The 22,749-nt window shown below is 76.2% G+C and carries 21 protein-coding genes; 14 read left to right on the forward strand and 7 right to left on the reverse strand.

The window, feature by feature from the left end:
• Positions 1 to 83: 83 nt before the first annotated feature.
• The 4 genes from BM142_RS03210 to BM142_RS03230 form a co-directional block, all read right to left on the reverse strand.
• Positions 84 to 1,589, reverse strand: a complete 1,506-nt coding sequence (locus BM142_RS03210; RefSeq protein ID WP_092195339.1) for an alanine/glycine:cation symporter family protein — start codon at positions 1,587 to 1,589, stop codon at positions 84 to 86.
• Positions 1,589 to 2,032, reverse strand: a complete 444-nt coding sequence (locus BM142_RS03215) for a universal stress protein (protein ID WP_092195340.1) — start codon at positions 2,030 to 2,032, stop codon at positions 1,589 to 1,591. Before BM142_RS03215 ends, BM142_RS03210 begins: the two co-directional genes overlap by 1 nt.
• Positions 2,033 to 2,446: 414 nt before the next feature.
• Positions 2,447 to 3,193: an adenosylcobinamide-GDP ribazoletransferase gene (locus BM142_RS03225; RefSeq protein ID WP_092195342.1), complete on the reverse strand. Its 747-nt coding sequence runs from the start codon at positions 3,191 to 3,193 to the stop codon at positions 2,447 to 2,449.
• Positions 3,194 to 3,203: 10 nt separating this feature from the next.
• Positions 3,204 to 3,755, reverse strand: coding sequence for a histidine phosphatase family protein (locus tag BM142_RS03230; RefSeq protein WP_092195343.1), 552 nt, complete (start codon positions 3,753 to 3,755; stop codon positions 3,204 to 3,206).
• 63 nt (positions 3,756 to 3,818) lie between these two features.
• On the opposite strand from BM142_RS03230, the gene BM142_RS03235 reads away from it, so the two are divergent.
• Both BM142_RS03235 and BM142_RS03240 read left to right on the forward strand, forming a co-directional pair.
• Positions 3,819 to 4,613 (forward strand): Fic family protein, encoded by a 795-nt coding sequence (locus tag BM142_RS03235; protein WP_175527074.1) that lies wholly within the window; start codon positions 3,819 to 3,821, stop codon positions 4,611 to 4,613.
• Positions 4,614 to 4,650: 37 nt separating this feature from the next.
• Entirely contained in the window at positions 4,651 to 5,619 is a 969-nt protein-coding gene (locus BM142_RS03240) for an aldo/keto reductase (protein ID WP_092195344.1), read from the forward strand.
• A gap of 46 nt (positions 5,620 to 5,665) precedes the next feature.
• On the opposite strand, the gene BM142_RS03245 is transcribed toward BM142_RS03240, so the two are convergent.
• Together BM142_RS03245 and BM142_RS03250 are read right to left on the reverse strand one after the other, a co-directional pair.
• Positions 5,666 to 5,932: a hypothetical protein gene (locus tag BM142_RS03245; protein ID WP_092195345.1), complete on the reverse strand. Its 267-nt coding sequence runs from the start codon at positions 5,930 to 5,932 to the stop codon at positions 5,666 to 5,668.
• 82 nt (positions 5,933 to 6,014) lie between these two features.
• On the reverse strand, positions 6,015 to 6,863 hold the full coding sequence (locus tag BM142_RS03250; protein WP_092195346.1) for an HAD family hydrolase: 849 nt from the start codon (positions 6,861 to 6,863) through the stop codon (positions 6,015 to 6,017).
• A gap of 126 nt (positions 6,864 to 6,989) precedes the next feature.
• Here BM142_RS03250 and ssd point away from each other — a divergent pair, with 126 nt between their 5' ends.
• The 7 genes from ssd (at position 6,990) to BM142_RS03285 (ending at position 11,880) form a co-directional block, all read left to right on the forward strand.
• Positions 6,990 to 8,057, forward strand: a complete 1,068-nt coding sequence (gene ssd, locus BM142_RS03255) for a septum site-determining protein Ssd (protein WP_092195347.1) — start codon at positions 6,990 to 6,992, stop codon at positions 8,055 to 8,057.
• Positions 8,054 to 9,196 (forward strand): TadA family conjugal transfer-associated ATPase, encoded by a 1,143-nt coding sequence (locus tag BM142_RS03260; RefSeq protein WP_092195348.1) that lies wholly within the window; start codon positions 8,054 to 8,056, stop codon positions 9,194 to 9,196. The genes ssd and BM142_RS03260 overlap by 4 nt, the downstream gene beginning before the upstream one ends.
• Before the next feature lie 45 nt (positions 9,197 to 9,241).
• Positions 9,242 to 10,033, forward strand: coding sequence for a type II secretion system F family protein (locus BM142_RS03265; RefSeq protein WP_092195349.1), 792 nt, complete (start codon positions 9,242 to 9,244; stop codon positions 10,031 to 10,033).
• Entirely contained in the window at positions 10,030 to 10,755 is a 726-nt protein-coding gene (locus BM142_RS03270) for a type II secretion system F family protein (protein ID WP_254790501.1), read from the forward strand. Before BM142_RS03265 ends, BM142_RS03270 begins: the two co-directional genes overlap by 4 nt.
• A gap of 118 nt (positions 10,756 to 10,873) precedes the next feature.
• Positions 10,874 to 11,137, forward strand: coding sequence for a DUF4244 domain-containing protein (locus BM142_RS25035; RefSeq protein ID WP_254790502.1), 264 nt, complete (start codon positions 10,874 to 10,876; stop codon positions 11,135 to 11,137).
• Positions 11,138 to 11,140: 3 nt separating this feature from the next.
• Positions 11,141 to 11,515, forward strand: a complete 375-nt coding sequence (locus BM142_RS03280; protein ID WP_254790503.1) for a TadE family type IV pilus minor pilin — start codon at positions 11,141 to 11,143, stop codon at positions 11,513 to 11,515.
• Positions 11,512 to 11,880: an Rv3654c family TadE-like protein gene (locus BM142_RS03285; protein WP_092195351.1), complete on the forward strand. Its 369-nt coding sequence runs from the start codon at positions 11,512 to 11,514 to the stop codon at positions 11,878 to 11,880. Before BM142_RS03280 ends, BM142_RS03285 begins: the two co-directional genes overlap by 4 nt.
• Positions 11,881 to 12,005: 125 nt before the next feature.
• Here BM142_RS03285 and BM142_RS03290 read toward each other — a convergent pair whose 3' ends face one another.
• Positions 12,006 to 14,504 carry a DEAD/DEAH box helicase gene (locus BM142_RS03290; protein ID WP_254790504.1) on the reverse strand — a complete coding sequence of 833 codons (2,499 nt, stop codon included), beginning with the start codon at positions 14,502 to 14,504 and terminating at the stop codon, positions 12,006 to 12,008.
• 218 nt (positions 14,505 to 14,722) lie between these two features.
• Here BM142_RS03290 and BM142_RS03295 point away from each other — a divergent pair, with 218 nt between their 5' ends.
• The 5 genes from BM142_RS03295 to BM142_RS03315 all read left to right on the forward strand — a co-directional run bounded on the left by BM142_RS03295 (position 14,723) and on the right by BM142_RS03315 (position 22,749).
• Complete coding sequence (locus BM142_RS03295; RefSeq protein WP_092195352.1) at positions 14,723 to 16,990, forward strand: sodium-translocating pyrophosphatase; 2,268 nt, start codon at positions 14,723 to 14,725, stop codon at positions 16,988 to 16,990.
• Positions 16,991 to 17,154: 164 nt separating this feature from the next.
• On the forward strand, positions 17,155 to 17,481 hold the full coding sequence (locus tag BM142_RS03300) for a hypothetical protein (RefSeq protein ID WP_092195353.1): 327 nt from the start codon (positions 17,155 to 17,157) through the stop codon (positions 17,479 to 17,481).
• Positions 17,478 to 18,920 (forward strand): alpha/beta hydrolase, encoded by a 1,443-nt coding sequence (locus BM142_RS03305; RefSeq protein ID WP_092195354.1) that lies wholly within the window; start codon positions 17,478 to 17,480, stop codon positions 18,918 to 18,920. The genes BM142_RS03300 and BM142_RS03305 overlap by 4 nt, the downstream gene beginning before the upstream one ends.
• Before the next feature lie 219 nt (positions 18,921 to 19,139).
• Positions 19,140 to 21,983, forward strand: coding sequence for a type I DNA topoisomerase (gene topA / locus BM142_RS03310; RefSeq protein ID WP_092195355.1), 2,844 nt, complete (start codon positions 19,140 to 19,142; stop codon positions 21,981 to 21,983).
• A 4-nt stretch (positions 21,984 to 21,987) separates the two neighbouring features.
• On the forward strand, positions 21,988 to 22,749 hold the full coding sequence (locus BM142_RS03315; RefSeq protein WP_254790505.1) for a class I SAM-dependent methyltransferase: 762 nt from the start codon (positions 21,988 to 21,990) through the stop codon (positions 22,747 to 22,749).

Genomic DNA, 22,749 nt, shown 5'->3' on the forward strand with positions numbered 1-22,749 from the left:
GCGCTCGGCGCCGAGTGAGCGTGGCGCTCGGCGCCGAGTGAGCGTGGCGCTCGGCGCCGAGTGAGCGTGGCCGGGCGCCGGGCTCAGCCCGTGCGCTCGGCCACCGGCAGGATCTCCCCGCTCTCGAGCCGGCGGCGGTAGCCGTAGATCTCCCGCTTCACGACCCCGGCCATGAGGTAGAGCCCGAGGATGTTGGGCAGCGCCATCAGGAAGATCATGCTGTCGGAGAAGCCGATGACCGCGTCCAGCGCCGACGAGGCGCCGATGACGACGAACACGCAGAAGATGAACTTCCAGGTGCGGTCCACCAGCATCGACTCGCCGAAGAGGTAGGTCGCCGCCTTCAGCCCGTAGTAGCTCCAGGCCAGCATCGTCGAGTAGGCGAACAGGATCACCGCCACCGCCAGCACGAGCGGGAACCAGCCGACGACCGTCTCGAACGCCGCGGACGTGGTCTGCACCCCTGGAGCGCTGGAGTCGTCGGCGTAGGTGCCGGTGATGACGATCGCCAGCGCAGTCATCGTGCAGATGACCACGGTGTCGATGAACGGCTCGAGGACGGCGACGTGGCCCTCGGTGGCCGGCTCCTCGGTCTTGACCGCCGAGTGGGCGATCGCCGCCGACCCGAGCCCGGCCTCGTTGCTGAACGCGGCCCGCCGGAAGCCCTGGATGAGGACGCCGACGATGCCGCCGAACCCGGCCTCCGGGGAGAAGGCCTGGGAGACGATCGCCCACAGCGCCTCGGGGACGTCGGAGAGGTTGACGACCAGCACCGTCAGGCAGGCGAGCACGTAGAAGACCGCCATGAAGGGCACCAGCTTGTCGGTGACCCGCGCGATGCTGCGGATGCCGCCGATGATCACTGCGCCGACCAGCAGCGCCAGCACCAGACCGAAGATCGCGCCGGCGGCGCCGCCACCGAGCGGCCCGTCGTCCCCGCCGGTCACCGACTGCGCCTGGCTGAAGGCCTGGTTGGCCTGGAACATGTTGCCGCCGCCGACGGCCCCGCCGAGGGTGAAGATGCAGAACAGGACGGCGAGCACCTTGCCGAGCGTGCCCATGCCCTTCTCGGCCAGCCCCCGGCTCAGGTACCACATCGGCCCGCCGGAGACCCGGCCGTCGGCGTAGACGTTGCGGTACTTGACGCCCAGCGTGCACTCGACGCCCTTGGTGCACATGCCGACCAGCCCGGCGACGATCATCCAGAGCGTCGCGCCCGGTCCGCCGAGCGAGATCGCCACGGCGACGCCGGCGATGTTGCCCAGGCCGACCGTGCCCGACACCGCGGTGGCCAGCGCCTGGAAGTGGGTGACCTCGCCGGCGTCCCGGGGGTCGTCGTACCGCCCGCGGATCAGCTGGATCGCGTGCGTGAACGCCCGGAACTGGAAGCCGCGCAGGTAGATCGTGAAGAAGAAGCCGGCGACGACCAGCCACACCACGATCAGCGGGAGCTCGACGCCCTCGTCGATGAAGTCGAGGGGGATCGCGAAGAAGACGATCGAGACGATGAAGTCGGAGATCGGGGCGAAGAAGCTGTCGACCTGCTCGTCGAACGACGCGGCGAGCACGGTGGCCGGGGCGGTGTCCATCAGGGCACCACCAGGACGGGCACCGACGAGAGCTGGATCAGGCTGCCGGGGGTCGACCCGAAGAGCAGGGTGCGCACCCGGCTCTGGCCGACCCGGCCGACCGTGATCCACGCGGCGTCGTGCTCGCGGGCCAGGGCGACCAGGGTCTCGGCCGGATGCCCGTGCCGGACCACCCCCTCGACGTCGATGTCACCGTCCGCCGAGAGCCGGGCGACGACGGGGTCGAGCACCCGCTCCTGGGCCGCCGCCACCTCCCGGGCCTTGTCGACCGACCGGCGTTCGTTGTCCTCGTTCGTGGTGATGGCGTACGGCGACCAGGGGACGACGCAGGCCAGGACGAGTCTGAGGTCGTGCCGACGGGCGGCTTCGGCCCCGGCATCGGCGGCGCGCACGCTCGCCTCACTGCCATCGAGCCCTACGACGATGGACGAGGACACGGGCATCTCCCGAGGGCCGCCGGATGTTGCGGGACAAGCTATCGACGTGGGGTCGTCCTGGCGACCCCAGACCGTGCGAGCTGTCCGAGCGGTCCGCCGGATGAGCAGCGGGTCACGCCACGCCGCGCCCGGGCCGGCGCCCGCCGTGGCGGGGAATCGCCCGGCGCCGTTCCGGGAACCCGTCGGGCATGAGCATCCTCGGCAGGCTGATGGGTACCGCAGGGAACGCCGCCCGCGGGGGCCGTGCGACGGCCCGCCGCGGACGGGGCACGGGGCGTCCGGCCACGGGCCGGGGGATGGGGCGCGGTCGTACGGCGGCCCCCTCCTCGGCCGGGGGCATCGGGCGCCTGGTCCGGGGCGTGCTGCGCCGCCGGTGAGGAGCCGCCCGTCGGGCGGGCGCCGGAGGGTGGCGCGGGACGGCTAGAGCGCGGACGCGGCGACGAGGAGGGTGGCCGTCTCGCCCATGGCGCCCATCACGTCGCCGGTCACGCCGCCCAGTCGTCGGCGGGCCAGCCGGAGCAGCAGCTCGGCCGCCAGCAGTCCGGCCAGGGCGCTGCCCACGAGGGCGGCGGCGGACGCGGGGTCGGCCGCGGCCTGGGCGGCCAGCAGGCCGAGGACGACGACCAGCCACCCGGTGAACCACGGCACGGAGACGGTGCCGGCCACCAGCGAGCCGAGCGCCGACCCGTCCGCCGTCGCGACGCCGGGCAGCCCGGTGCGCGCCATCGCCACCCGGGCGACCACCACCGCGGCCCAGAGCGCCGGCCAGCCGTGCGGCGTCTCCAGCAGGGTGGCGGCGCAGGCCACCTGCAGCAGCAGCGTCAGGACCAGCGCGACGACACCGAAGGGCCCGATGTCGCTCTGGTGCATGACCTGCAGGGCGCGCTCCCGGCCCCGGAGCGGGCCCAGCCCGTCCGCGGTGTCGGCCAGCCCGTCCAGGTGGAGCCCGCGCGTGAGCACCGCCAGGGCGGCGACGCCGAGCACCGCGCCGGCCAGCGGGGAGACCCACCGGTCGCCCAGGACCGCGAGCCCGGTCGCGGCGCCGCCGAGGACCAGCCCGACCAGCGGCGCCCACGGCAGCACGCCCCGGGTCGAGCCGGCGGCGGCCGCGGGCACCGGCAGCACGGTGAGCAGCGCGGCGGACTCCAGCGGACCGGTGAGCCTCATCCGGCGGAACTCACGCGAGCAGCTCCAGCCGGGTGATCGTGCCGTTGTGCGGCGTGACCGCCGGCATCGCGTCGGGGCCCAGGCCGGCCACCACCGCCTGGGCCGCGCGGATGGTGTCCCCGTGGGTGACGAGGGCCACCACGTCGGCGGGGGGCTCGGCCGAGAGGTCCTTGAGGAAGGCCGCCACCCGCGCGTGCAGCTCCGCCAGGCTCTCCCCGCCGGCCGCTGCCCAGTGCGGATCGGTCCAGTCGACGACGTCCCACAGCTCCCGGGACGGCCGTCCCTCCAGCTCGCCGTACCCCTGCTCGCGCAGGGCCGGAGTGGTGACCACCGGCAGGCCCGTCGCGGCGGCGCAGTGCTCGGCGGTCTGCACGGCGCGGAGGAGGTCGCTGGAGATCAGCGCGCCGGGTCCGAGCCCGGCCAGTTCGGTGGCGGCGGCCGCGGCCTGGGCGTGCCCGGTCGGGGTGAGCGGGACGTGCCCGGTCTGTCCCTGCATGAGGCCGGCGACGTTCCACTCGCTCTGTCCGTGGCGGACGAGCAGCAGCGTGAGGGGTCGGGACATGGCAGGGGGAGAGTAGGCGAGGGCCGTGCGGGCGCCGCCGCGCCGCCTCGTACCGTCGTCCCCGTGAGCATCCCCCTGCGCCCCGGTGCGGCCCCGGCCCCGGCCGCGCCGCGCTCGTCCGCGCCCGACCCGCTGGCCCCGCTGCTCGACCTGCCCGGGGTGCGCGAGGCCGCGGACGCCGCCCGCGCCGGCATCGACCGGCTGCTCCGGCACAAGGTGCTCCGGCGGGAGTCGGCGGGGGTCAGCACCGAGTCCGCCCTGCGCGGGGCACGGGCGTCGGCGGCGCTGGAGGGAGCGGACGTGCCGCTCGCCGAGCTGCGGGCCGGCGACGTCACCGACCCGGTCGTGCAGGGAGCGCTCCGGGTGTCGGCCGGTCTGGGGGCCATGGTGGAGACGTGGCCCCGGGCACCCGGTCAGGTGCTCGCCCGGTTGCACGTGCTCGCCGCGACCGACCTCGCCGATCCCGCCGCGCTCGGCCGGCCGGCCGCCCACGCCGGGCCACGGCTGTCGGGGCTGATCGCGCTGATCACCGGCCCGACGACGCTCCCCGCGGTGCTCGTCGCCGCGCTGGTGCACGGCGAACTGGCCGCGCTGGCGCCGTTCGGCACCTCCGACGGCGTCGTGGCACGCGGCGCGGGTCGCCTCACCGGAATCGCCCGCGGCCTGGACCCCAAGGCCGTGTCCGTGCCCGAGGTCGGGTTCGCCGAGCTGGGCCGCGAGGCCTACGGCTCGGCGCTGGCCGGCTACGCGTCGGGCACGGAGGCCGGCGTGGCGGGCTGGCTGGTGCACTGCTGCCGGGCCACCGAGCACGGCGCGCTCGAGGGGCTGGCCATCTGCGAGAGCCTGCTGCGCGGCTGAGCTGCACGCGCGCGGCCGGTCGCGAAGACTGGCCGGCATGGACCACCTCGACGTCGACGGGCTCGGACCGGTCAGCCGCATCGGCCTGGGCACGTGGCAGTTCGGCTCCCGGGAGTGGGGCTACGGCGACAGCTATGCCGACCGCGCCGCCCTCGACATCGTCCGGCGGGCCCGCGAGCTGGGCATCACGCTGTTCGACACCGCCGAGGTCTACGGCTTCGGCCGCAGCGAGCGCATCCTCGGCGAGGCGCTCGGGCACGAGCGCGACGAGGTCGTCGTCGCCAGCAAGATCTTCCCGGTCGCGCCGTTCCCGCCGGTCGTGCGGCGCCGGTGGGCCGGCAGCGCCCGGCGGCTCGGGCTCGACCGCATCCCGCTCTACCAGGTGCACCAGCCCAACCCGGTCGTCCCCGACGCGGTGACCATGCCCGCCTTCCGCCGGCTGCTCGACGAGGGCGGGATCGGTGCCGCGGGCGTGTCGAACTACTCCCTGGCCCGGTGGCGGGCGGCCGACGCCGCCCTGGGCGCGCCGGTGGTGAGCAACCAGGTGCAGTTCTCCCTCGCGCGCGCCGGCCCGCTGGAGGACCACGTGCCCTTCGCCGAGCGGGAGAACCGGCTGGTGATCGCCTACAGCCCGCTCGCGCAGGGCCTGCTCGGCGGGCGGTACGGCGTCGACCACCGGCCGGGCGGCGTCCGGGCGGTCAACCCGCTGTTCGGCACCGAGAACCTGCGCCGGGTCGCCCCGCTGCTGGACCTGGTGCGGGAGGTGGCCGACGCCCACGACGCGACGCCCGCGCAGATCGCGCTGGCCTGGCTGATCGGGCTGCCGCGGGTGGTGGTGATCCCCGGCGCCTCCAGCGTGGCGCAGCTGGAGGCGAACGCGGCCGCGGCGGGCGTCGCGCTGCGTCCCGACGAGCAGGCGGCCCTCACCGCGGCGGCCAGGGCGTTCCGGCCGGTGTCGGCCGGCCGGACCCTCGTCGACCGCGTCCGGGAGCGCCTCGGGGGCTGAGGGGACCGGCCGGCCTCCCGGCAGGGAACCGTCCGGGAGGGGCGGGTCAGCGGGGGGAGAGGAGGAAGCCGGCGGCACAGGTGAGCACGACCCCGCACGCGCCGGCCGCCGCGGCGACCAGCCAGCCGTCCGTGAGCGCGGCCGCGGCCGCCGCGGCCAGCACCGAGAGCCACGGCCCGGACAGCGACAGGAACAGCCCGACGCGGCCCACGGCCGAGCGGCGCCGCGGTGCGGCACGGGTGGACTGGCCGAACAGCACCGCTGCCACGCAGACGGCCAGGGCGGCCAGCCAGGCGAGCACCACGGTGAGCACGTCGGCAGGATGTCCCACGCCGCGGTGCCGGGGGAGGTGCCCCGCCGGGGTCGTGGTTCGGGCCGTGACCCGGCAGGAGGTGTCAGGCCCCGCGGCGCCGGCGGCGGCCGCTCAGCGGGGCCGGGTCGCCGACGGGCGACAGCCCGGCCCGCAGCGCCCGGTGACGGGCGTACCAGGCCAGGCCGACGACCGCGGCACCGACGCCCACCGCGGCACCGGTGACCACCGGCGCGGGGGGAGCGGAGAACCTGGCCCGCATGCTGACCGGCCGGGTGAACTGCAGGACCGGCCAGCCGTTCTGGAGCGCCGCCTTGCGCAGCCCGCGGTCGGGGTTGACGGCCGTCGGGTGCCCGACCGCCGAGAGCATCGGCAGATCGGTGATGGAGTCGCTGTAGGCGTAGCAGTCGGCCAGGTCGTAGCCGCCCTCCGCGGCCACCCGGCGCATCGCCTCGGCCTTGTTCTCGCCGTAGGCGTAGAACCCGATCTCGCCGGTGTAGCGGCCGTCCTCCACCACCATCCGGGTGGCCACCACCCGGTCGACACCGAGCATCTCGCCGATCGGCTCGACCATCTCCGCGCCGCTGCTGGAGACGATCACGATCTCCCGGCCGGCGGCCCGGTGCTCCTCGATGAGGTCGGCCGCCTCCGCGTAGACCAGCGGATCGACGATCTCGTGCAGGGTCTCGCGGACGATGTCCTGCACGGTCGCGGCGTCCCAGCCGGTCACCATGGTGGTGAGCTGGGCGCGCAGCCGCTCCATCTGCTGGGCGTCGGCGCCGGCGCGGGAGAAGACCAGCTGCGCGTAGGCGGTCGTGAGCACGGCACGGCGGTTGATCAGCCCACCGTGGAAGAACGGCCGGCCGAACGCCAGGGTGCTGGACTTGGCGATGACCGTCTTGTCCAGGTCGAAGAACGCCGCTGCGCGGGTCACGAGGCACGACTCTAAGTGGAGCCGACCACCGTGGCGGAGGCCGCGCGCCGTCCACACCCGTTCGGGTCATCCACAGTTCTCCTCCCGTTCTGGCACTCCTTGCCCACGGCGGCGTGAGGTCGGGGCGTGTCGACCTCACGCCCACCCGCCCGGCCCCTCGTCGTCAGCACCGACGAGCGCCTCCTCGACGACCTCCTCCGGCTGCTGGCCACCGCCGGCGCCGAGGTGGAGCTCGCGACCGGCGGCCCCGCGCTGCGCCGGGCGCACCGGCAGGCGCCGCTGGTCCTGATCGGCGCCGACGCGCTGCGCTCCGGTGCGCTGCGCGCGCTGCCACGCCGTCCGGGCGTCGTCGTGGTGGCCGATGGCGACCTGCCGGCGGCCGACTGGGCAGCGGCCGTGGAGATCGGGGCGGAGCGGGTGGCCGTGCTGCCCGCCGACGAGTCGTGGCTGCTCGCGCGCTGCACCGCCGCGGTCCGCGATCCGGTCGAGCGGGGCCGGCTGGTCGTGGTGGGGGGCTCGTGCGGTGGTGCCGGCGCCAGCACCGTCGCGGCCGCCGTGGCGTTGGTCGCCGCCCCGGGGGTGACGCTCGTCGACGTCGATCCGTGGGGTGCGGGCCTGGACCTGCTGCTCGGGGCCGAAGGAGCCGACGGGCTGCGCTGGCCCGACCTGGCGGGGCTGCGCGGCCGGGTCGCGGGCGATGCGCTCCTGGCCGCCCTGCCCGAGGTGGGTGGCGTGTCGGTCCTCGCCGCGGCCCGGTCGTCGCCGCACCCGGTCCCGGCCGAGGCCCTCGAGGCGGTCGTGGACGCCGCCTGCGCGATCGGCTGCCCGGTCGTGGTCGACGTGCCGCGCGGTGCCGGGGAGGCGGCGCTCGCGGTCGCCGCGGGGGCCGACCTGGCAGTGCTGGTGGTCCCGGCCCGGTTGCGGTCTGCCACGGCCGCCCGGTTGCTGGTCGAGGCCGACGACTCGGTGTGGGCCGGCGCGCGGCTGGTCACCCGCCCGGTGCCGGGGGGACTGTCCCGGGAGGAGGTCGCCGACCTCGTCGGGCGGCCGGTGCTCGCCGAGCTGGCCCACGACCGGAGTGCCGTGCCCCGGGCCGAGCGCGGCGAGCCACCGCTGGTGACGGCCCGCTCCCCGTTCGGCGTGGTGGCGCGGCGGGTCCTGGCCGCGCTGCCGTCCCGGGGTGGGCAGCCGTGACGGCCGCGCCGCTGCTCGACCGCGTCCGGGCGAGGCTGGCGCTGCACCCCGGCCCGCCGACCCGGGCCGGCGTCGCCGCACTCGTCCGCGAGGAGGCCGGTGGACTGCTCGGGGACGACGACGTCCTCCTGGCAGTCCGCGACGCCGTCGACGAGCTGGCCGGCGCCGGCCCCCTCGAGGTGCTGCTGCGGATGCCCCAGGTCACCGACGTCCTCGTGAACGGACCGGATCAGGTGTGGGTCGACCGCGGCGCCGGGCTGGAGCTGACCGACGTCCGGTTCCCCGACGACGACGCCGTCCGCCGGCTCGCCGCCCGGCTCGCGGCCACGGCCGGCCGGCGGCTCGACGACGCCTCGCCCTGGGTGGACGTCGGGCTCGGCGACGGCACCCGACTGCACGCCGTCCTGCCGCCGGTGTCGGGGAGCGGCACGTGCCTGTCGCTGCGCGTCCTGCGCCGGACCGCGCACTCCCTCGCGGAGCTGGCGGCGCTCGGCACGCTCCCCGGGGCGAGCGAGCAGCTGCTGCGCGCCGTGGTGGCGGGCCGATCGGCGTTCCTGGTCACCGGCGGCACCGGGTCGGGGAAGACCACCCTGCTCTCGGCGCTGCTCGGCGCCACCGATCCCACCGACCGCATCGTCGTCTGCGAGGATGCCCCCGAGCTGGCTCCCGAGCATCCGCACGTCGTCCGGTTGGTCACCCGACCGCCGAACGTGGAGGGGGTCGGCGCCGTGACGCTGCGGGACCTGGTGCGGCAGGCCCTGCGCATGCGACCGGACCGGCTGGTCGTCGGCGAGGTCCGCGGGGCGGAGGTGACGGACCTGCTGGCCGCGCTGAACACCGGGCACGACGGCGGCTGCGGCACGCTGCACGCCAACCGCCCGGCCGAGGTCCCGGCCCGGCTGGAGGCCCTGGCGGTCGCCGCCGGGCTGGACCGCGCCGCGGTGCACAGCCAGGCTGCCGCGGCACTGGCGCTCGTGGTGCACCTGCGGCGCACCCCGTCCGGGCGCCGGGTGACCGAGCTGGGGGTGGTGCGCCGATCGGGTGACGCCGTCGTCGTCGAGCCCGGGTGGCGGGCCGACGGCGGCGACGTGCCGGCGGCCGGGCGACTGCGGGCCCTGCTGGCCGGGGGGCCGGCGTGATGGGGCCCGGCGTGACCGGGGGCTTGGCGTGACCGGGGGCTTGGCGTGACCGGGGCCCTCCTGGCCGCTGCCCTCGCGGTGCTGCTCTGGCCGGACGCGGGCACGCTGCGGCGGGCACGGCTGCGCGCGGTGCGGTCCGGCCCCGCGGGTGTCGGACCGCGGCCCCGCACCGTGCCGCTCCCCGTCGCGGTCGCGGTCTCGGTGGCCGCGGTGGCCGTCGCGGTGAGCACCCCCGTGGTCGCCGGCCTCGCCGGGGTCGGGGCGATCGCCGGGGCCCGGTCCTGGCAGTCCCACCGGCAGGCGCGCCGCGCCGAGGGCCGGCTGCGGTCGCTCACCGAGGGGCTGGGTGCGCTCGGTGCCGAGCTGCGCAGCGGGCGCTCCGTCGAGGCGGCGACCGACGCCGCGGTGGCGGCGTGCGCCGACGACGCGTGCGGCGCCGCGCTCGCCGCGGCCCTGCGCGCACCCGGCGTCCCCGTGCCGCAGGGCGGGGACGCCGAGTTCGTCGGCGCCCTCCGCCGGATCGCGGCGGCCGTCCTGCTGAGCGCGCGGACGGGATGCTCCCTCGCCGCCGTGACGGCCGCGGTGGAGGACGACCTGCGGGCGCGGCGACGGCTGAGGCAGGAACTGCGCACGGCGACCGCCGGGCCCCGGGCGAGCGCGCTGCTGCTGGCCGGCCTGCCGGTGCTCGGGCTGGTCATGGGCAGCGGGGTGGGTGCCGACCCGTGGGGGGTGCTGACCACGACGGGCACCGGTCAGGTGCTCCTGGTGGCCGGGGTGGCCCTGGAGTTCGCCGGGCTGGCCTGGTCCGCGCGGCTGGTGCGGCGGGCCGTCCGGTGACGTCGCACCCGGCGGCGCTGCTGGTGCTCGCCGCCGCGCTGCTGCTCTGGTCACCGACGGCGCGGCTCGCGGGGCTCCGTGCCCGGGGGCTGCGCACTCCAGCGGAGGAGGCCGGAACCGGCTCCGGCGACCCGCCGGTACAACGGCGGCGGTGGCTGTTCGCCGCCGGCGCGGGGCTCGCGGCGGGACTCCTGGTCGGTGGCGTGCTGGGCGCCGGTGCTGCCGTCGTGATCGCCGTGGTGGCGGACCGGCTGCTGCGGGGCGGCGATCCGGAGGGGAACGAGCGGGCGGCGCTGTCCCGCGAGCTCCCTGGCGCCTGCGACCTGCTGGGCGTCTGCCTGTCCGCGGGTGTGCCTGTGGGGGCGGCGCTGGCCGCGGTGGGTGCGGCGGTACCCGACCCGCTGTCCCGGCACCTGACCGCCGTGTCGGCTCTGGGCCGGCTGGGTGCCGAACCGCGGCGGGCATGGGCGGGGGTGCCCGCGGAGCTGGGCCCCCTGGGCCGCGTCCTGGTACGCGCCGGGGAGTCGGGCGCCGCGGCGGCGCCCGCCCTGCAGGCACTTGCCGCGGACGCTCGTGCCTCGGAGCGGGCGGCCACCGAGGCCGCCGTCCGACGGGCCGGCGTCTGGGTGCTCGCACCTCTCGGGCTCTGCTTCCTCCCGGCGTTCGTCTGCCTGGGTGTGGTGCCCATGGTCCTCGGCCTGGCCGGCGAGCTGCTCGGCTGACGGCTGTGCACAGGCTCCCGGGCCGTCCACAGATCGCCGGTGACCCTGGGACGGCGCCGCGCCCGCCGACAGGCTCGGGGAGCGGCCCGGCAGGCGGGCCCCGAGCGAGGAGGTACCAGTGGAGCGCACACCGATCCCGGTCGAGGAACGCAGCGAGGTCACCGGCGGGGAGGGCCAGCCCCTGCGGCCGCCGGGTCGGCTCGCCCGGCGGTGGGCCGCCGTCCGTGCCACCCCGCAGGCGGGGATGAGCACGGCCGAGTACGCCGTCGGGACGGTGGCCGCCTGCGCGTTCGCCGCCGTCCTCTACCGGGTGGTCACCGGCGGCTCGGTGGTGACCGGGCTGACCGACCTGGTCGAGTCGGCCCTCGCCACGCTCTCCTGACCGATGCGGCCCCGCACCGCGTCCCGGCCGCACCGGGAGGCGGGGATGGTCACCGCCGAGACGGCCGTCGTCCTGCCGGTGCTGCTCCTCGTCCTGGCCGGTGTCGTCGCCGCGGTCACCGTGGTCGGTGCCCAGCTGCGCTGCGTGGACGCGGCGCGGGAGGGCGCCCGGGCCGCCGCCCGCGGCGAGGACGTCGCGACCGTCCGCGCGCTGGCGGGCCGGGCCGCGCCCGCCGGCGCGGTCACCACCGTGAGATCCCAGGGGGAGGAGGTCGCCGTGACCGTGGCGGCCGCGGTCGCCCCGCTGGGGCCGGTCCCGCTCCGGATCACCGTGTCGGCGGTGGCCGTGGCGCTCCGGGAACCGGGTGCTCCCGGATGAGGCGCCCGGTGCCGGAGTCGGAGCGGGGCTCGGCCACCGTGTGGGTACTCGCGCTCGGCGGCGTCCTCGCGGTGATCGGGATGGCGGCGGTGCTGACCGGCGCGGCGGTCGTGGCCCGGCACCGGGCCACGGCCGCCGCCGACCTGGCCGCCCTGGCCGGGGCGGTCCGGGCCGTGCAGGGGGCCGATGCGTGCCGGAGCGCGGCCGAGCTGGCCCGCGCGAACGCCGCCGAGCTCGTCGCCTGCGTGGTCGGGGACGGGGCGGTGGTCGAGGTGTCGGTCAGCGTGCCGGTGCGGCTCGGCCCGCTGGGTGCCGTCTCGGCCACCGCCCACGCCCGCGCGGGACCCGTCGCGCCGGCGCCGTAGCGGGACCCGTCGCGCCGGCGCCGTAGCGGGACCCGTCGCGCCGGCGCCGTAGCGGGACCCGTCGCGCCGGCGTCGTAGCGGGGCCCGTTCCGCGGCCGCGGGAGGGCGGCGCACGAGACGATCGCTCAGAAGACGATGTCGTCCTCGACCTCGTCGTCCGCGTCCCCGGGACCGGAGTCTGGGGCACCGCTGCGGGCCCCCGCCGCCACGTCTCGCTCGGTCCCGTCGCGCTCGCTGCCCTCGTGCTCGCCCCTGTCGCGCTCGGCGCGGCCCCGGTCGGCGCCGGGCATGCCCTCGGCGGTGGCCAGTTCGTCGAGCACCACGTCGAGGACGCGCACGGCCCCGGCCTTGTCGAGCGGATCGTTGCCGTTGCCGCACTTGGGCGACTGGACGCAGGAGGGGCAGCCGCTCTCGCACTCGCAGCTGGCCACGGTCGCGCGGGTCGCCTGCAGCCAGCGGCGCAGCACGGCGAACCCGCGCTCGCTGAAGCCGGCGCCGCCGGGGTGACCGTCGTAGACGAAGATCGTCGCGGTGCCGGTGTCCGGGTGCAGCGCCGTGGACAGTCCACCGAGGTCCCAGCGGTCGCAGGTGGCCAGCAGCGGCAGGATGCCGATCGCCGCGTGCTCGGCGGCGTGCAGCGCGCCGGGCAGCTCGACGTCGTCCACCTCGGCGCGCTCGACCGCGCGGTCGCCGAGGGTCCACCAGACCGCCCGGGTGCGCAGCTGGCGCGGGGGGAGGTCCAGCGGGAACTCCGCGAGCACCTCGCCGCTGCCGAGCCTCCGCCGTTGGTAGGCCACGACCCGGTTGGTGACGTCGACGACGCCGGTGTGGGCGGTCACGGCGCCGAGTGGGCGGGTCCGCTCGACCGCGACGATCGACAGGTCGGTGACGTCACGGGCCACCGTCGTCCACTCGGGATCGTCGGCGTGCACGACCGCGCAGGCGTCGGCCACGTCGAACTCGTCGACGACGAAGGTCTCCCCGCGGTGCACGTACAGCGCGCCCTGGTGCACCGTCGCGTGCGCCGCACCGCCGTCGACGGTGCCGAGCAGACGCCCCGTCCCGGTCTCGATGATCGACACCGGTTCGCCGCCGCTGCCCCGGATGTCGACGTCGGGCCTACCCCGTCCGGCCCAGTACCAGCCGGCCGGGCGGCGCCGCAGCGACCCGGCGGCCACCAGCTCCTCCAGTTGCGCCTCCGCGACCGGTCCGCCGAAGTCGGGCAGGTCCGCCGGTGTCAGGGGCAGCTCCGCGGCGGCGCAGCACAGCTGCGGACCCAGCACGTAGGGGTTGGCCGGGTCGGTCACGGTGGCCTCGATCGGCCGCCCGAACACCGCCCGCGGGTGGTGGGCGAGGTAGTGGTCCAGCGGGTCGTCGCGGGCGACGAAGACGACCAGCGACTCCTTCTGCGCCCGTCCCGCGCGGCCGGCCTGCTGCCACAGCGACGCCAGCGTGCCGGGGTAGCCGGCCAGCACCACGGCGTCCAGCCCGGCGATGTCGATGCCGAGCTCCAAGGCGTTCGTCGTCGCGACGCCCAGCAGGTCCCCGGACGACAGCCACCGTTCCAGCTCGCGCCGTTCCTCGGGGAGGTAGCCGCCGCGGTAGGAGTCCACCCGGCGGACCAGGTCGTCGCGGCCCCGGTCGTGCAGCAGCCGGCGGGCCTGCTCGGCGACCGACTCCGCGCTGCGCCGGGACCGGACGAAGGCGAGCGTCCGGGCGCCGCGCTCCACCAGGTCGGCGAGCAGGCCGGCGGCATCCGCGGCGGCCGACCGGCGCAGCGGCGCGCCGTGCTCCCCGGTCCGCTCGGTCAGCGGCGGCTCCCACAGGGCGAAGGTCGCGCCGGGCCGGGGCGAGCCGTCCGCCGTCACGGCCTCGACGGGGGAGCCGACCAGCCGTGTGGCGGCCGTCGCCGGGTCGGCCACCGTGGCCGAGGCGAGCACGAACACCGGCTCGGCGCCGTAGCGGCGGCAGATCCGCCGCAGCCGGCGCAGCACGTGCCCGACGTGCGAGCCGAAGACGCCGCGGTAGGCGTGGCACTCGTCGATGACCACGTACGCCACCCGGCGGAGCGTGCTGGACCACCGCTGGTGCGCCGGCAGGATCCCGCGGTGCAACATGTCGGGGTTGGTCACGATCCAGCGGGAGTGCCGCCGGACCCAGTCCCTCTCCTCGGCCGGGGTGTCGCCGTCGTAGGCCGCCGGGCGCACGGAGGGGTCGGCCAGCGCGGCCACCGAGGCCAGCTGGTCGCGGGCCAGCGCCTTGGTGGGCGCCAGGTACAGCACGCAGGCGCGCGGGTCCTCGGCCAGCCGGGTCAGCGCGGGCAGCTGGTAGGCCAGCGACTTGCCCGAGGCCGTCCCGGTCGCGACGACGACGTGCCGCCCGTCGCGGGCCAGCTGCGCCGCCTCCACCTGGTGCCGGTAGGGCGCCGGCACCCCGCGGTCCTCGAGCCGGGACCGCAGGGCCGGGGCCACCCACGCCGGCCAGGGGAGCACGGCACTCTCCCGCACCGGGACGGAGTGCACGTGGGTGACCGGCTGCTCCTCCTCGGCGGTCCCGGCGAGGACCGACGCCAGGAGCTCCGCCCCCGGCGGGGCGGCCGGGCGGACCGGGTGGAGCGTCGTCACCCCTCCACTGTCACACCTTCCGCCGACACGGGGCGGCGGCGAATGCCACCGGTGTGATACAGGTAACAGCACCACCGGGGTGGATGCACCCTGTGTGATCTCCCTTACACTCCGGCAGCGTTCGGTGCACGGGGGTTCCCGGTGCGCCGGGCGGAACCTCCGCCGACCCGGGGAGCACCGACGCCTCCCGGGGGCTGCGACCGCATTTGGAGGAACACATGCCCGACAGTTCGCTGTCCGGCGGGGACCTGGCGCTGGTCGCCGTCGTCCTCGTCGTCTCCCTGGCCGCCCTCGGGTTCGCCGCCTACCTCGTCCGCGCCGTCCTGGCGTCGGATCAGGGCACGGTGAAGATGCGCGAGATCGCGCAGGCGGTCCAGGAGGGCGCGGCGGCCTACCTGAGACGGCAGTTCCGCACCCTCGGCGTCTTCGCCGTGATCGTGTTCCTGCTCCTGCTGGTGCTCCCGGTGGCCGACGGCGGCTGGGAGACCCGGATCGGCCGGGCGATCTTCTTCCTCATCGGGGCGCTGTTCTCCGCCGCGGTCGGGTTCATCGGCATGACGCTGGCGACGCGCGGCAACGTCCGCGTCGCCGCCGCGGCCAACGCCGGCGGGTACCTGCCCTCCTTCCGCATCGCCTACCGCACCGGTGGTGTCGTCGGCATGATCACGGTCGGCCTGGGGCTCTTCGGTGCCGCACTGGCCCTCCTGCTGTTCGACCAGACGGCCCCGATCGTCCTCGAGGGCTTCGGCTTCGGCGGCGCGCTGCTGGCCATGTTCATGCGCGTGGGCGGCGGCATCTTCACCAAGGCCGCCGACGTCGGCGCGGACCTGGTGGGCAAGGTGGAGGCCGGGATCCCCGAGGACGACCCGCGCAACGCGGCGACCATCGCCGACAACGTCGGCGACAACGTGGGCGACTGCGCCGGCATGGCGGCCGACCTCTTCGAGTCCTACGCGGTCACCCTGGTCGCCGCCCTGATCCTCGGGCAGGTCTTCTTCGGCAACGTCGGCATGGTCTTCCCGCTGCTGGTCGCGGGCATCGGCATCATCGCCTCGGTCGTGGGGGTCCTGGCCACCCGGCCGGCCAAGACGGACTCCAGCGGGATGGCCCCGATCAACCGGGGCTTCTTCACCTCCGCCGCCGCCTCCCTCGTGCTCGTCGCCGCCGCGTCGTTCATCTACCTGCCGAGCGTCTCCGACGGCGTCGACATGGCCGTCAGCCCGCAGGTGCTCGGCTTCGTCTCCGTCCTCATCGGCGTCGTCCTCGCCGCCACCATCCAGCAGCTCACCGGGTACTTCACCGAGACCAGCCGCAAGCCGGTCAAGGACATCGGCCGCAGCTCCCTGACCGGCCCCGCCACGGTGATCCTGTCCGGGATATCCCTCGGCCTCGAGTCCGCCGTCTACGCCGCGGTGCTCATCGGCGGTGCGGTCTACGGCGCCTTCCTGATCGGCGGCGGTGCCGCGCTCTACGCCGTCGCGCTGGCCGGTTGCGGCCTGCTCACGACCGCCGGCGTCATCGTCGCGATGGACACCTTCGGGCCGGTCAGCGACAACGCGCAGGGCATCGCGGAGATGTCCGGCGACATCGACGAGGAGGGCGCCCGCGTCCTCACCGACCTCGACGCCGTCGGCAACACCACGAAGGCGATCACGAAGGGGATCGCGATCGCGACGGCGGTGCTGGCCGCCACCGCGCTCTTCGGCTCCTACAACGCGCAGATCGCCGTGGCCCTCGACGAGGCGGGCGACACCCTCGGCGACGCGTTCAGCCTGGTGAACCCGAACAACGTCGTCGGGGCGGTGCTGGGCGCCGCCGTCGTGTTCTTCTTCTCCGGGCTGGCGATCAGCGCGGTCTCGCGGGCGGCCGGCCGGGTCGTGTTCGAGGTGCGGGAGCAGTTCCGCACCCGGCCCGGGATCATGGACTACAGCGAGCGGCCCGACTACAGCGCCGTCGTCGACATCTGCACCAAGGACTCGCTGCGCGAGCTGGCCACGCCCGGTCTGCTCGCCGTCCTGGCGCCGGTCGCGGTGGGCTTCGGGCTCGGCTTCGGCCCGCTGGCGGCCTACCTCGTCGGTGCCATCGCGGCCGGCACCCTGATGGCGGTGTTCCTGTCGAACTCCGGCGGCGCGTGGGACAACGCCAAGAAGATGGTGGAGGACGGCGCGTACGGCGGGAAGGGCAGCGAGGCGCACGCGGCCACCGTCATCGGTGACACGGTGGGCGACCCCTTCAAGGACACCGCCGGCCCGGCGATCAACCCGCTGATCAAGGTGATGAACCTGGTCGCCCTGATCATCGCCCCGGCGGTGGTCGGCCTCTCGGTCGGCGAGGACTCCAACACCGTCCTCCGCGTCCTCATCGCCCTGGCCGCCGTGCTGGTCATCGTCGTCTCCGTCGTGGTGTCCAAGCGCCGGTCGATCGTCGTCGGCGGGGCGCCCAGCGGCGCGGCCGACGACACCACCCTCACCACCACCGCTCCCTGATCCCGCGCCGATCCTCCGGCCGGCACCGCCCGGCCGGAGGACCGGCGCGCAGGATGTGGACCGCGCCGCTCCCTGTGGACGGCGGCGCACCGGGCGACCACGCCGCTCCCTAGCGTCCGGGACCTCCTGCCCATCCAGGGCACCGGACCTTCCAGGGGGCTCCCATGTCGTCGCCGACACCACCAGACGCCGTCCTCGTCCACCCGGCCGCGGTGACGGCGCTCGCCGGAGAGCTCACCGGGCTGGGCGGCGAGCTGCTGGACGACGCCGAGGACTGCCGCGCGCTGGCCGGACGTCTCCCGGCCGCGCTCGAGGGCGAGCCGGGGTGGACGGCGGGAGCGGCGGCCGCCGCGTGGGCCGGGCTGCTGGAGGTGCTGGCCGAGCGGACGGCCGCGCTGGCCCGGACCCTGGCGGCCGTCGTGCAGGCCTACCTCGACGAGGACGCCCGGCTGGCCGGCGGCATCGACGGCCGCCGGCGGCTGCCCCGGTGACCGCGCCGGTGCTGCGCGCCGCGGCGGTCTGGGACGTCGGCCAGGCCCGCCGGGCGGCGCAGGAACTCGGCGCGGTGGCCGGGCGGCTCCCGACCTGGCGGAACCGCCTGGAAGGGGTGGCGCGGGCGGTCGACGGCGGGACCTCCTGGGCCGGTCCCGCGGCCCGCACCGCCGCGGCCGCGCTGCGCGACCTCTCGGCCGCCGCCTGGGCGGTGGAGCGGGCGACGGCGGAGTCGGGAACGGCCTTCGACCGGCTCGCCGCCGAGGCCGGGGCGGCGCGGGAACTGGCCCGCGAGGCGCTGGTCCGCCTCGAGGCCCTCGCCCTGCCGGGCGCACCGGCCCTGCCGGCCGCAGAGGCGGCACTGCGGCACGTCCGGGCCGCCTGCGCGGCCGCCGACGACGCCGGCACCGCCCTGGCCGACGTGGGGGTGCACGGCGGGTCCGCGCCGGCGGACTTCGCCGCGCTCGCGGCCGGCCTGCCCCTCGGGCAGCCCGTCTGCGCCCCGCCGGGCCCGGCCGGCCCACCGGAGGCGGTGGCGGCCTGGTGGGCGGCCCTCCCCCTGGCGGCCCAGCTCACCGCGCTGCGCACCGACCCCGCCGGCCTGGGCGCCCGGGACGGGGTGCCCGCCTGGGCGCGCGACCGGGCGAACCGGCAGCTCCTGGCCGACGCGCTCGCCGACCCCGGGATCGGCGCGTACGCCGCCTTCACCGCCCGCGTCGTCGCCTCCCGCATCGAGGCGGAGGAGGCGGCCGGTTCCCCGGTGCAGCTGCAGCTGCTCGACCTGGCCGGTGACCGGGTGGCGCTGGCGCTGGGCGACCTGGACACCGCGGACGCGGTGGCGCTCGTCGTGCCCGGCATCCACAACACCCCCGGTGACGACCTCGGGGCGCTGCTGGGGACCGCGCGGGCCGTCACCGCCGCGGCGCGCAGAGCGGCGCCCGGGACCACCGTCGCGGCCGCCGTGTGGCTGGGCTACGACAGCCCGAGCGGCGCACCGCAGGTCCTGGGCCGGCGGAACGCGGTCGAGGGCGGTGCCGCCCTGGCGGGCGCCCTCACCGGGCTGCGGGCCGGCCGGGACGCCGTGGTCTCCCCGGAGGCGCGGGCGACGGTGCTGGCGCACAGCTACGGGACGGTGGTTGTCGACGAGGCCGCGGACGCACCCGGAGCGCTCGCCGCCGACGCCGTGGTCCTGCTGGGCAGCCCCGGCATGGAAGGCGACGCGGCGGGCCTGGAGGCGCCGGAGGTGTACGAGGCCGCCTCCCCGGACGACCTGGTCGTGGCGCTCCGGTGGTTCGGCCGGCCGACCGGTTCCGACGGCTTCGGCGCCACCGCGTTGCCGGTGGACCCCGACACCGGGCACTCCGGGTACTACGACCCCGACCTGCCCACCCTGACCGCGGTGGGCCGGGTGGTCGCGGGCGTGCCGGACCCCAGGTGAGCGGCGTCGGGGGACCCCGATGGAGGTGTCGGGGAACACAGGCCGCCGCCCGGCGTTGGTCCCGGTGACGGCACGCCCACCGGAGGTCGCCCTCGGCGCCCCGCCCGGGACGTGGCTTACCGTGGCCCGCCGAGGGGCCGTTCTCCGCGGCGGCGCCCGCCGGGGTCGGGGGAGCACCCGGTTCCCGGGCACCACCGCAGTACCACCGACAGGAGCACCGTGCCCACGAAGACCAGCCAGACCGGAAGCGAGAGCACCGTCGCGGCCGACGGCGCGACGAAGCCGCCCGCGCGCCGGCGCACCGCCGCGTCCGGGGGCAAGCCGCTGGTCATCGTGGAGTCGCCCACCAAGGCCAACAAGATCGCCGGCTACCTGGGCAGCGACTACGTGGTCGAGGCCAGCGTCGGGCACATCCGCGACCTGCCCCGCAACGCCGCCGACGTCCCGGCCGAGCACAAGGGCGCCGCGTGGGCCCGGCTCGGCGTGGACGTCGACAACTCCTTCGAGCCGCTGTACGTGGTCAGCCCCGATCGCAAGCAGCAGGTCAGCCGGCTCAGGCAGCTGGTCAAGGAGGCCAGCGAGGTCTACCTCGCGACAGACGAGGACCGCGAGGGCGAGGCGATCGCCTGGCACCTGGTCGACACCCTCAAGCCCCGGGTCCCCGTGCACCGGATGGTGTTCCACGAGATCACCCCCGAGGCCATCGCCCGCGCGGTGGCCAACCCGCGGGAGCTGGACACCGCCCTGGTCGACGCCCAGGAGACCCGGCGCATCCTCGACCGGCTCTACGGCTACGAGGTCTCGCCCGTCCTCTGGAAGAAGGTCCTGCCGAAGCTGTCGGCCGGCCGGGTGCAGTCAGTCGCCACCCGCATCGTCGTGGAGCGCGAACGCGAGCGGATGGCCTTCCACGCCGCCGACTACTGGTCGCTGGAGGGCACCTTCGCCGTCCCGCGGCCCGGCTCGGCCACCGACGAGGGCGAGCCGACGACGGTCCGGGCGAAGCTGGTCAGCGTCGACGACAGCCGCGTGGCCACCGGCAAGGACTTCGACCCGGCCACCGGCCGGGTCGGCGGCGACGTCGTGCACCTCGACGAAGCCGGTGCCCGCGGGCTGGCGGCTCGGCTCGAGGGCCGCCAGGTCGCGGTGAGCCGGGTCGACGAGAAGCCCTACCGGCGCCGTCCGTACGCCCCGTTCACCACCTCGACGCTGCAGATGGACGCCGGTCGCAAGCTCGGCTGGTCCTCGGCGCAGACCATGCGGGTGGCCCAGCGGCTGTACGAGAACGGCCACATCACCTACATGCGCACCGACTCCACGAACCTGTCGCAGGAGGCGATCAACGCCGCCCGGCAGCAGGCGCGGGAGCTGTACGGCGACGCCTACGTCCCGGCCGAGGCCCGCCGGTACAAGAGCAAGGCCAAGGGCGCCCAGGAGGCGCACGAGGCCATCCGTCCCGCCGGCGACAATTTCCGGACCCCCGGACAGCTGGCGCCGGAGCTGGCGCGCGACGAGTTCCGCCTCTACGAGCTCGTCTGGCAGCGGACCGTGGCCTCGCAGATGGCCGACGCCGTCGGGCAGACGGTGAGCATCCGGCTGGCGGGGCGCAGCGCCACCGACGAGGCCGTGGAGTTCACCGCCAGCGGCCGCACCATCACCTTCCCGGGCTTCCTCAAGGCCTACGTCGAGTCCCGCGAGGAGTCGACGGCGACCGGTGACGATGACGCCGGCAGCGACGACGCCGAGCGCCGGCTGCCGCGCCTGGAGCGCGGCCAGCAACTGGACACGCAGCAGCTGGACGCGAAGGGGCACACCACGAGCCCGCCGTCGCGCTACACCGAGCCGAGCCTGGTGGCCCGGCTGGAGGAGCTCGGCATCGGCCGCCCGTCGACGTTCGCCTCGATCATGCAGACCATCCAGGACCGCGGCTACGTGTGGAAGAAGGGCAACGCGCTCGTTCCCTCGTTCATCGCGTTCGCCGTGGTGAACCTGCTGGAGCAGCACTTCGCCCAGCTGGTCGACTACCAGTTCACCGCCTCGCTGGAGGAGGAGCTCGACCAGATCGCCGGCGGCAGCCTGCAGCGGGTCGACTGGCTGACCGAGTTCTACTTCGGCGGGGCGGGCCGGGCCAACGGTGGCATCGCCGAGTCCGGCGGGCTCAAGCAGATCGTCGGCCAGCGGCTGGAGGAGATCGACGCCCGCGGGGTGAACTCCATCCCGCTGCGGGCCACCAGCGCCGACGGCGCGTCGGTCGTGGCCCGCGTCGGCCGGTACGGCCCCTACCTGCAGGCCGGGGGCGACGACGGCGCCCGGGTCAGCATCCCCGAGGACCTGGCACCCGACGAGCTCACCACCGAGAAGGTGCGGGAGCTGCTCGAGGCGCCCTCGGGCGACCGGGAGCTCGGCACCGACCCGGAGTCCGGGCACCCCGTCGTCGTGAAGGCCGGCCGCTACGGCCCGTACGTGACCACCGTCGTCCCCGAGGGCAGCAAGGACGCGCCGCGCACGGCCAGCCTCTTCGCCTCGATGTCGCCGGAGACGCTGACCTTCGAGGAGGCGCTGAAGCTCCTCACGCTGCCCCGCACCGTGGGCACCGCCCCGGACGGCGAGGAGATCCAGGCGCTCAACGGCCGCTACGGGCCCTACATCAAGAAGGGCACCGACTCCCGCTCGCTCGACGGCGAGGAGAAGCTGTTCACGATCACCCTCGACGAGGCGCTGGCGGTCTTCGCCCAGCCCAAGCAGCGCGGCCGGGCCGCGGCGAAGGCCCCGCTGAAGGAACTGGGCCCCGATCCGGTCACCGAGGGGCAGGTCACCGTCCGCGAGGGCCGGTTCGGCCCCTACGTCACCGACGGCGAGACCAACGCCAGCCTGCGCAAGGGTGACGACGTCGAGACGATCACCATCGAGCGGGCCGCCGAGCTCCTCGCCGACCGCCGTGCCCGTGGTCCGGTGACCAAGAAGAAGGCCGCCAAGAAGACCGGCGCCAAGAAGACGGCGGCCAAGAAGGCCCCGGCGAAGAAGGCGGCGGCGAAGAAGGCGGCCGACCCGGTCACCGCCGGCTGACGCGGTGACCGGCGGGCCGGACGCCATGCGGACGCGGGGGCGGTCGTTCGGATCGGTCGCCGCCGGGTACGCGGCGCTCCGCCCGAGCTACCCCGCCGACGCGGTCGGGTCCCTCCTGGCCGGCACCGCCCGTCCGGCGCGGGTGCTGGACGTGGGGGCGAGCACCGGCCTGCTCAGCGAGGTCGTGCTGGCCGCCGGCCACGAGGTGGTCGCGGTCGACCCGTCCCGGGAGATGCTGGGGGAGCTGACCGCCCGGCTCCCGCGCGTGGGCACGGCCGTGGGCACCGCCGAGTCGCTGCCGGTCGCCGACCGCTGCGTCGACGCCGTCGTCGCCGGGCAGGCCGCGCACTGGTTCGACCCCGCCCCGGCGGCCCGGGAGATCAGGCGGGTGCTGCGCCCCGGCGGGGTGCTGGGGCTGGTCTGGAACACCCGCGACGTGCGCGTGCCGTGGATCGCCGCGCTCGAGGAGGTCATCGACGACGAGGCCCGGGGTCACGAGGCGGACCAGCGCGTCGTCGACGCCTTCGTCGCCGAGCTCGACGCCGAGGTGGGGATGACCGAGTCCGGCATCGTGCAGCGGGTGGCGCCGGAGGACGTGGTGGGGGGAATCGCCACGCGCAGCTACGTGGCCGTCATGGACGCCGCCCGGCGCGAGCAGTTCCTCTCCCGGGTGCGCCGGCTGCTGGACGGTCACCCCGGCACCCGGGGCCGGCCCGTGCTGGAGCTCCGCTACGTGACGCACGCCTACCGGCTCGCTCCCCGGTGA

It is taken from the genome of Blastococcus tunisiensis (assembly GCF_900112815.1).
GTDB lineage: Bacteria > Actinomycetota > Actinomycetes > Mycobacteriales > Geodermatophilaceae > Blastococcus_B > Blastococcus_B tunisiensis.

Bases quoted from the DNA above. Each gene is read 5' to 3' on its own strand.
- BM142_RS03210 (WP_092195339.1), bottom strand. From the start codon at position 1,589: ATGGACACCGCCCCGGCCACCGTGCTCGCCGCGTCGTTCGACGAGCAG.
- BM142_RS03215 (WP_092195340.1), bottom strand. From the start codon at position 2,032: ATGCCCGTGTCCTCGTCCATCGTCGTAGGGCTCGATGGCAGTGAGGCG.
- BM142_RS03225 (WP_092195342.1), bottom strand. From the start codon at position 3,193: ATGAGGCTCACCGGTCCGCTGGAGTCCGCCGCGCTGCTCACCGTGCTG.
- BM142_RS03230 (WP_092195343.1), bottom strand. From the start codon at position 3,755: ATGTCCCGACCCCTCACGCTGCTGCTCGTCCGCCACGGACAGAGCGAG.
- BM142_RS03240 (WP_092195344.1), top strand. From the start codon at position 4,651: ATGGACCACCTCGACGTCGACGGGCTCGGACCGGTCAGCCGCATCGGC.
- BM142_RS03280 (WP_254790503.1), top strand. From the start codon at position 11,141: ATGCGGCCCCGCACCGCGTCCCGGCCGCACCGGGAGGCGGGGATGGTC.
- BM142_RS03285 (WP_092195351.1), top strand. From the start codon at position 11,512: ATGAGGCGCCCGGTGCCGGAGTCGGAGCGGGGCTCGGCCACCGTGTGG.
- BM142_RS03295 (WP_092195352.1), top strand. From the start codon at position 14,723: ATGCCCGACAGTTCGCTGTCCGGCGGGGACCTGGCGCTGGTCGCCGTC.
- BM142_RS03300 (WP_092195353.1), top strand. From the start codon at position 17,155: ATGTCGTCGCCGACACCACCAGACGCCGTCCTCGTCCACCCGGCCGCG.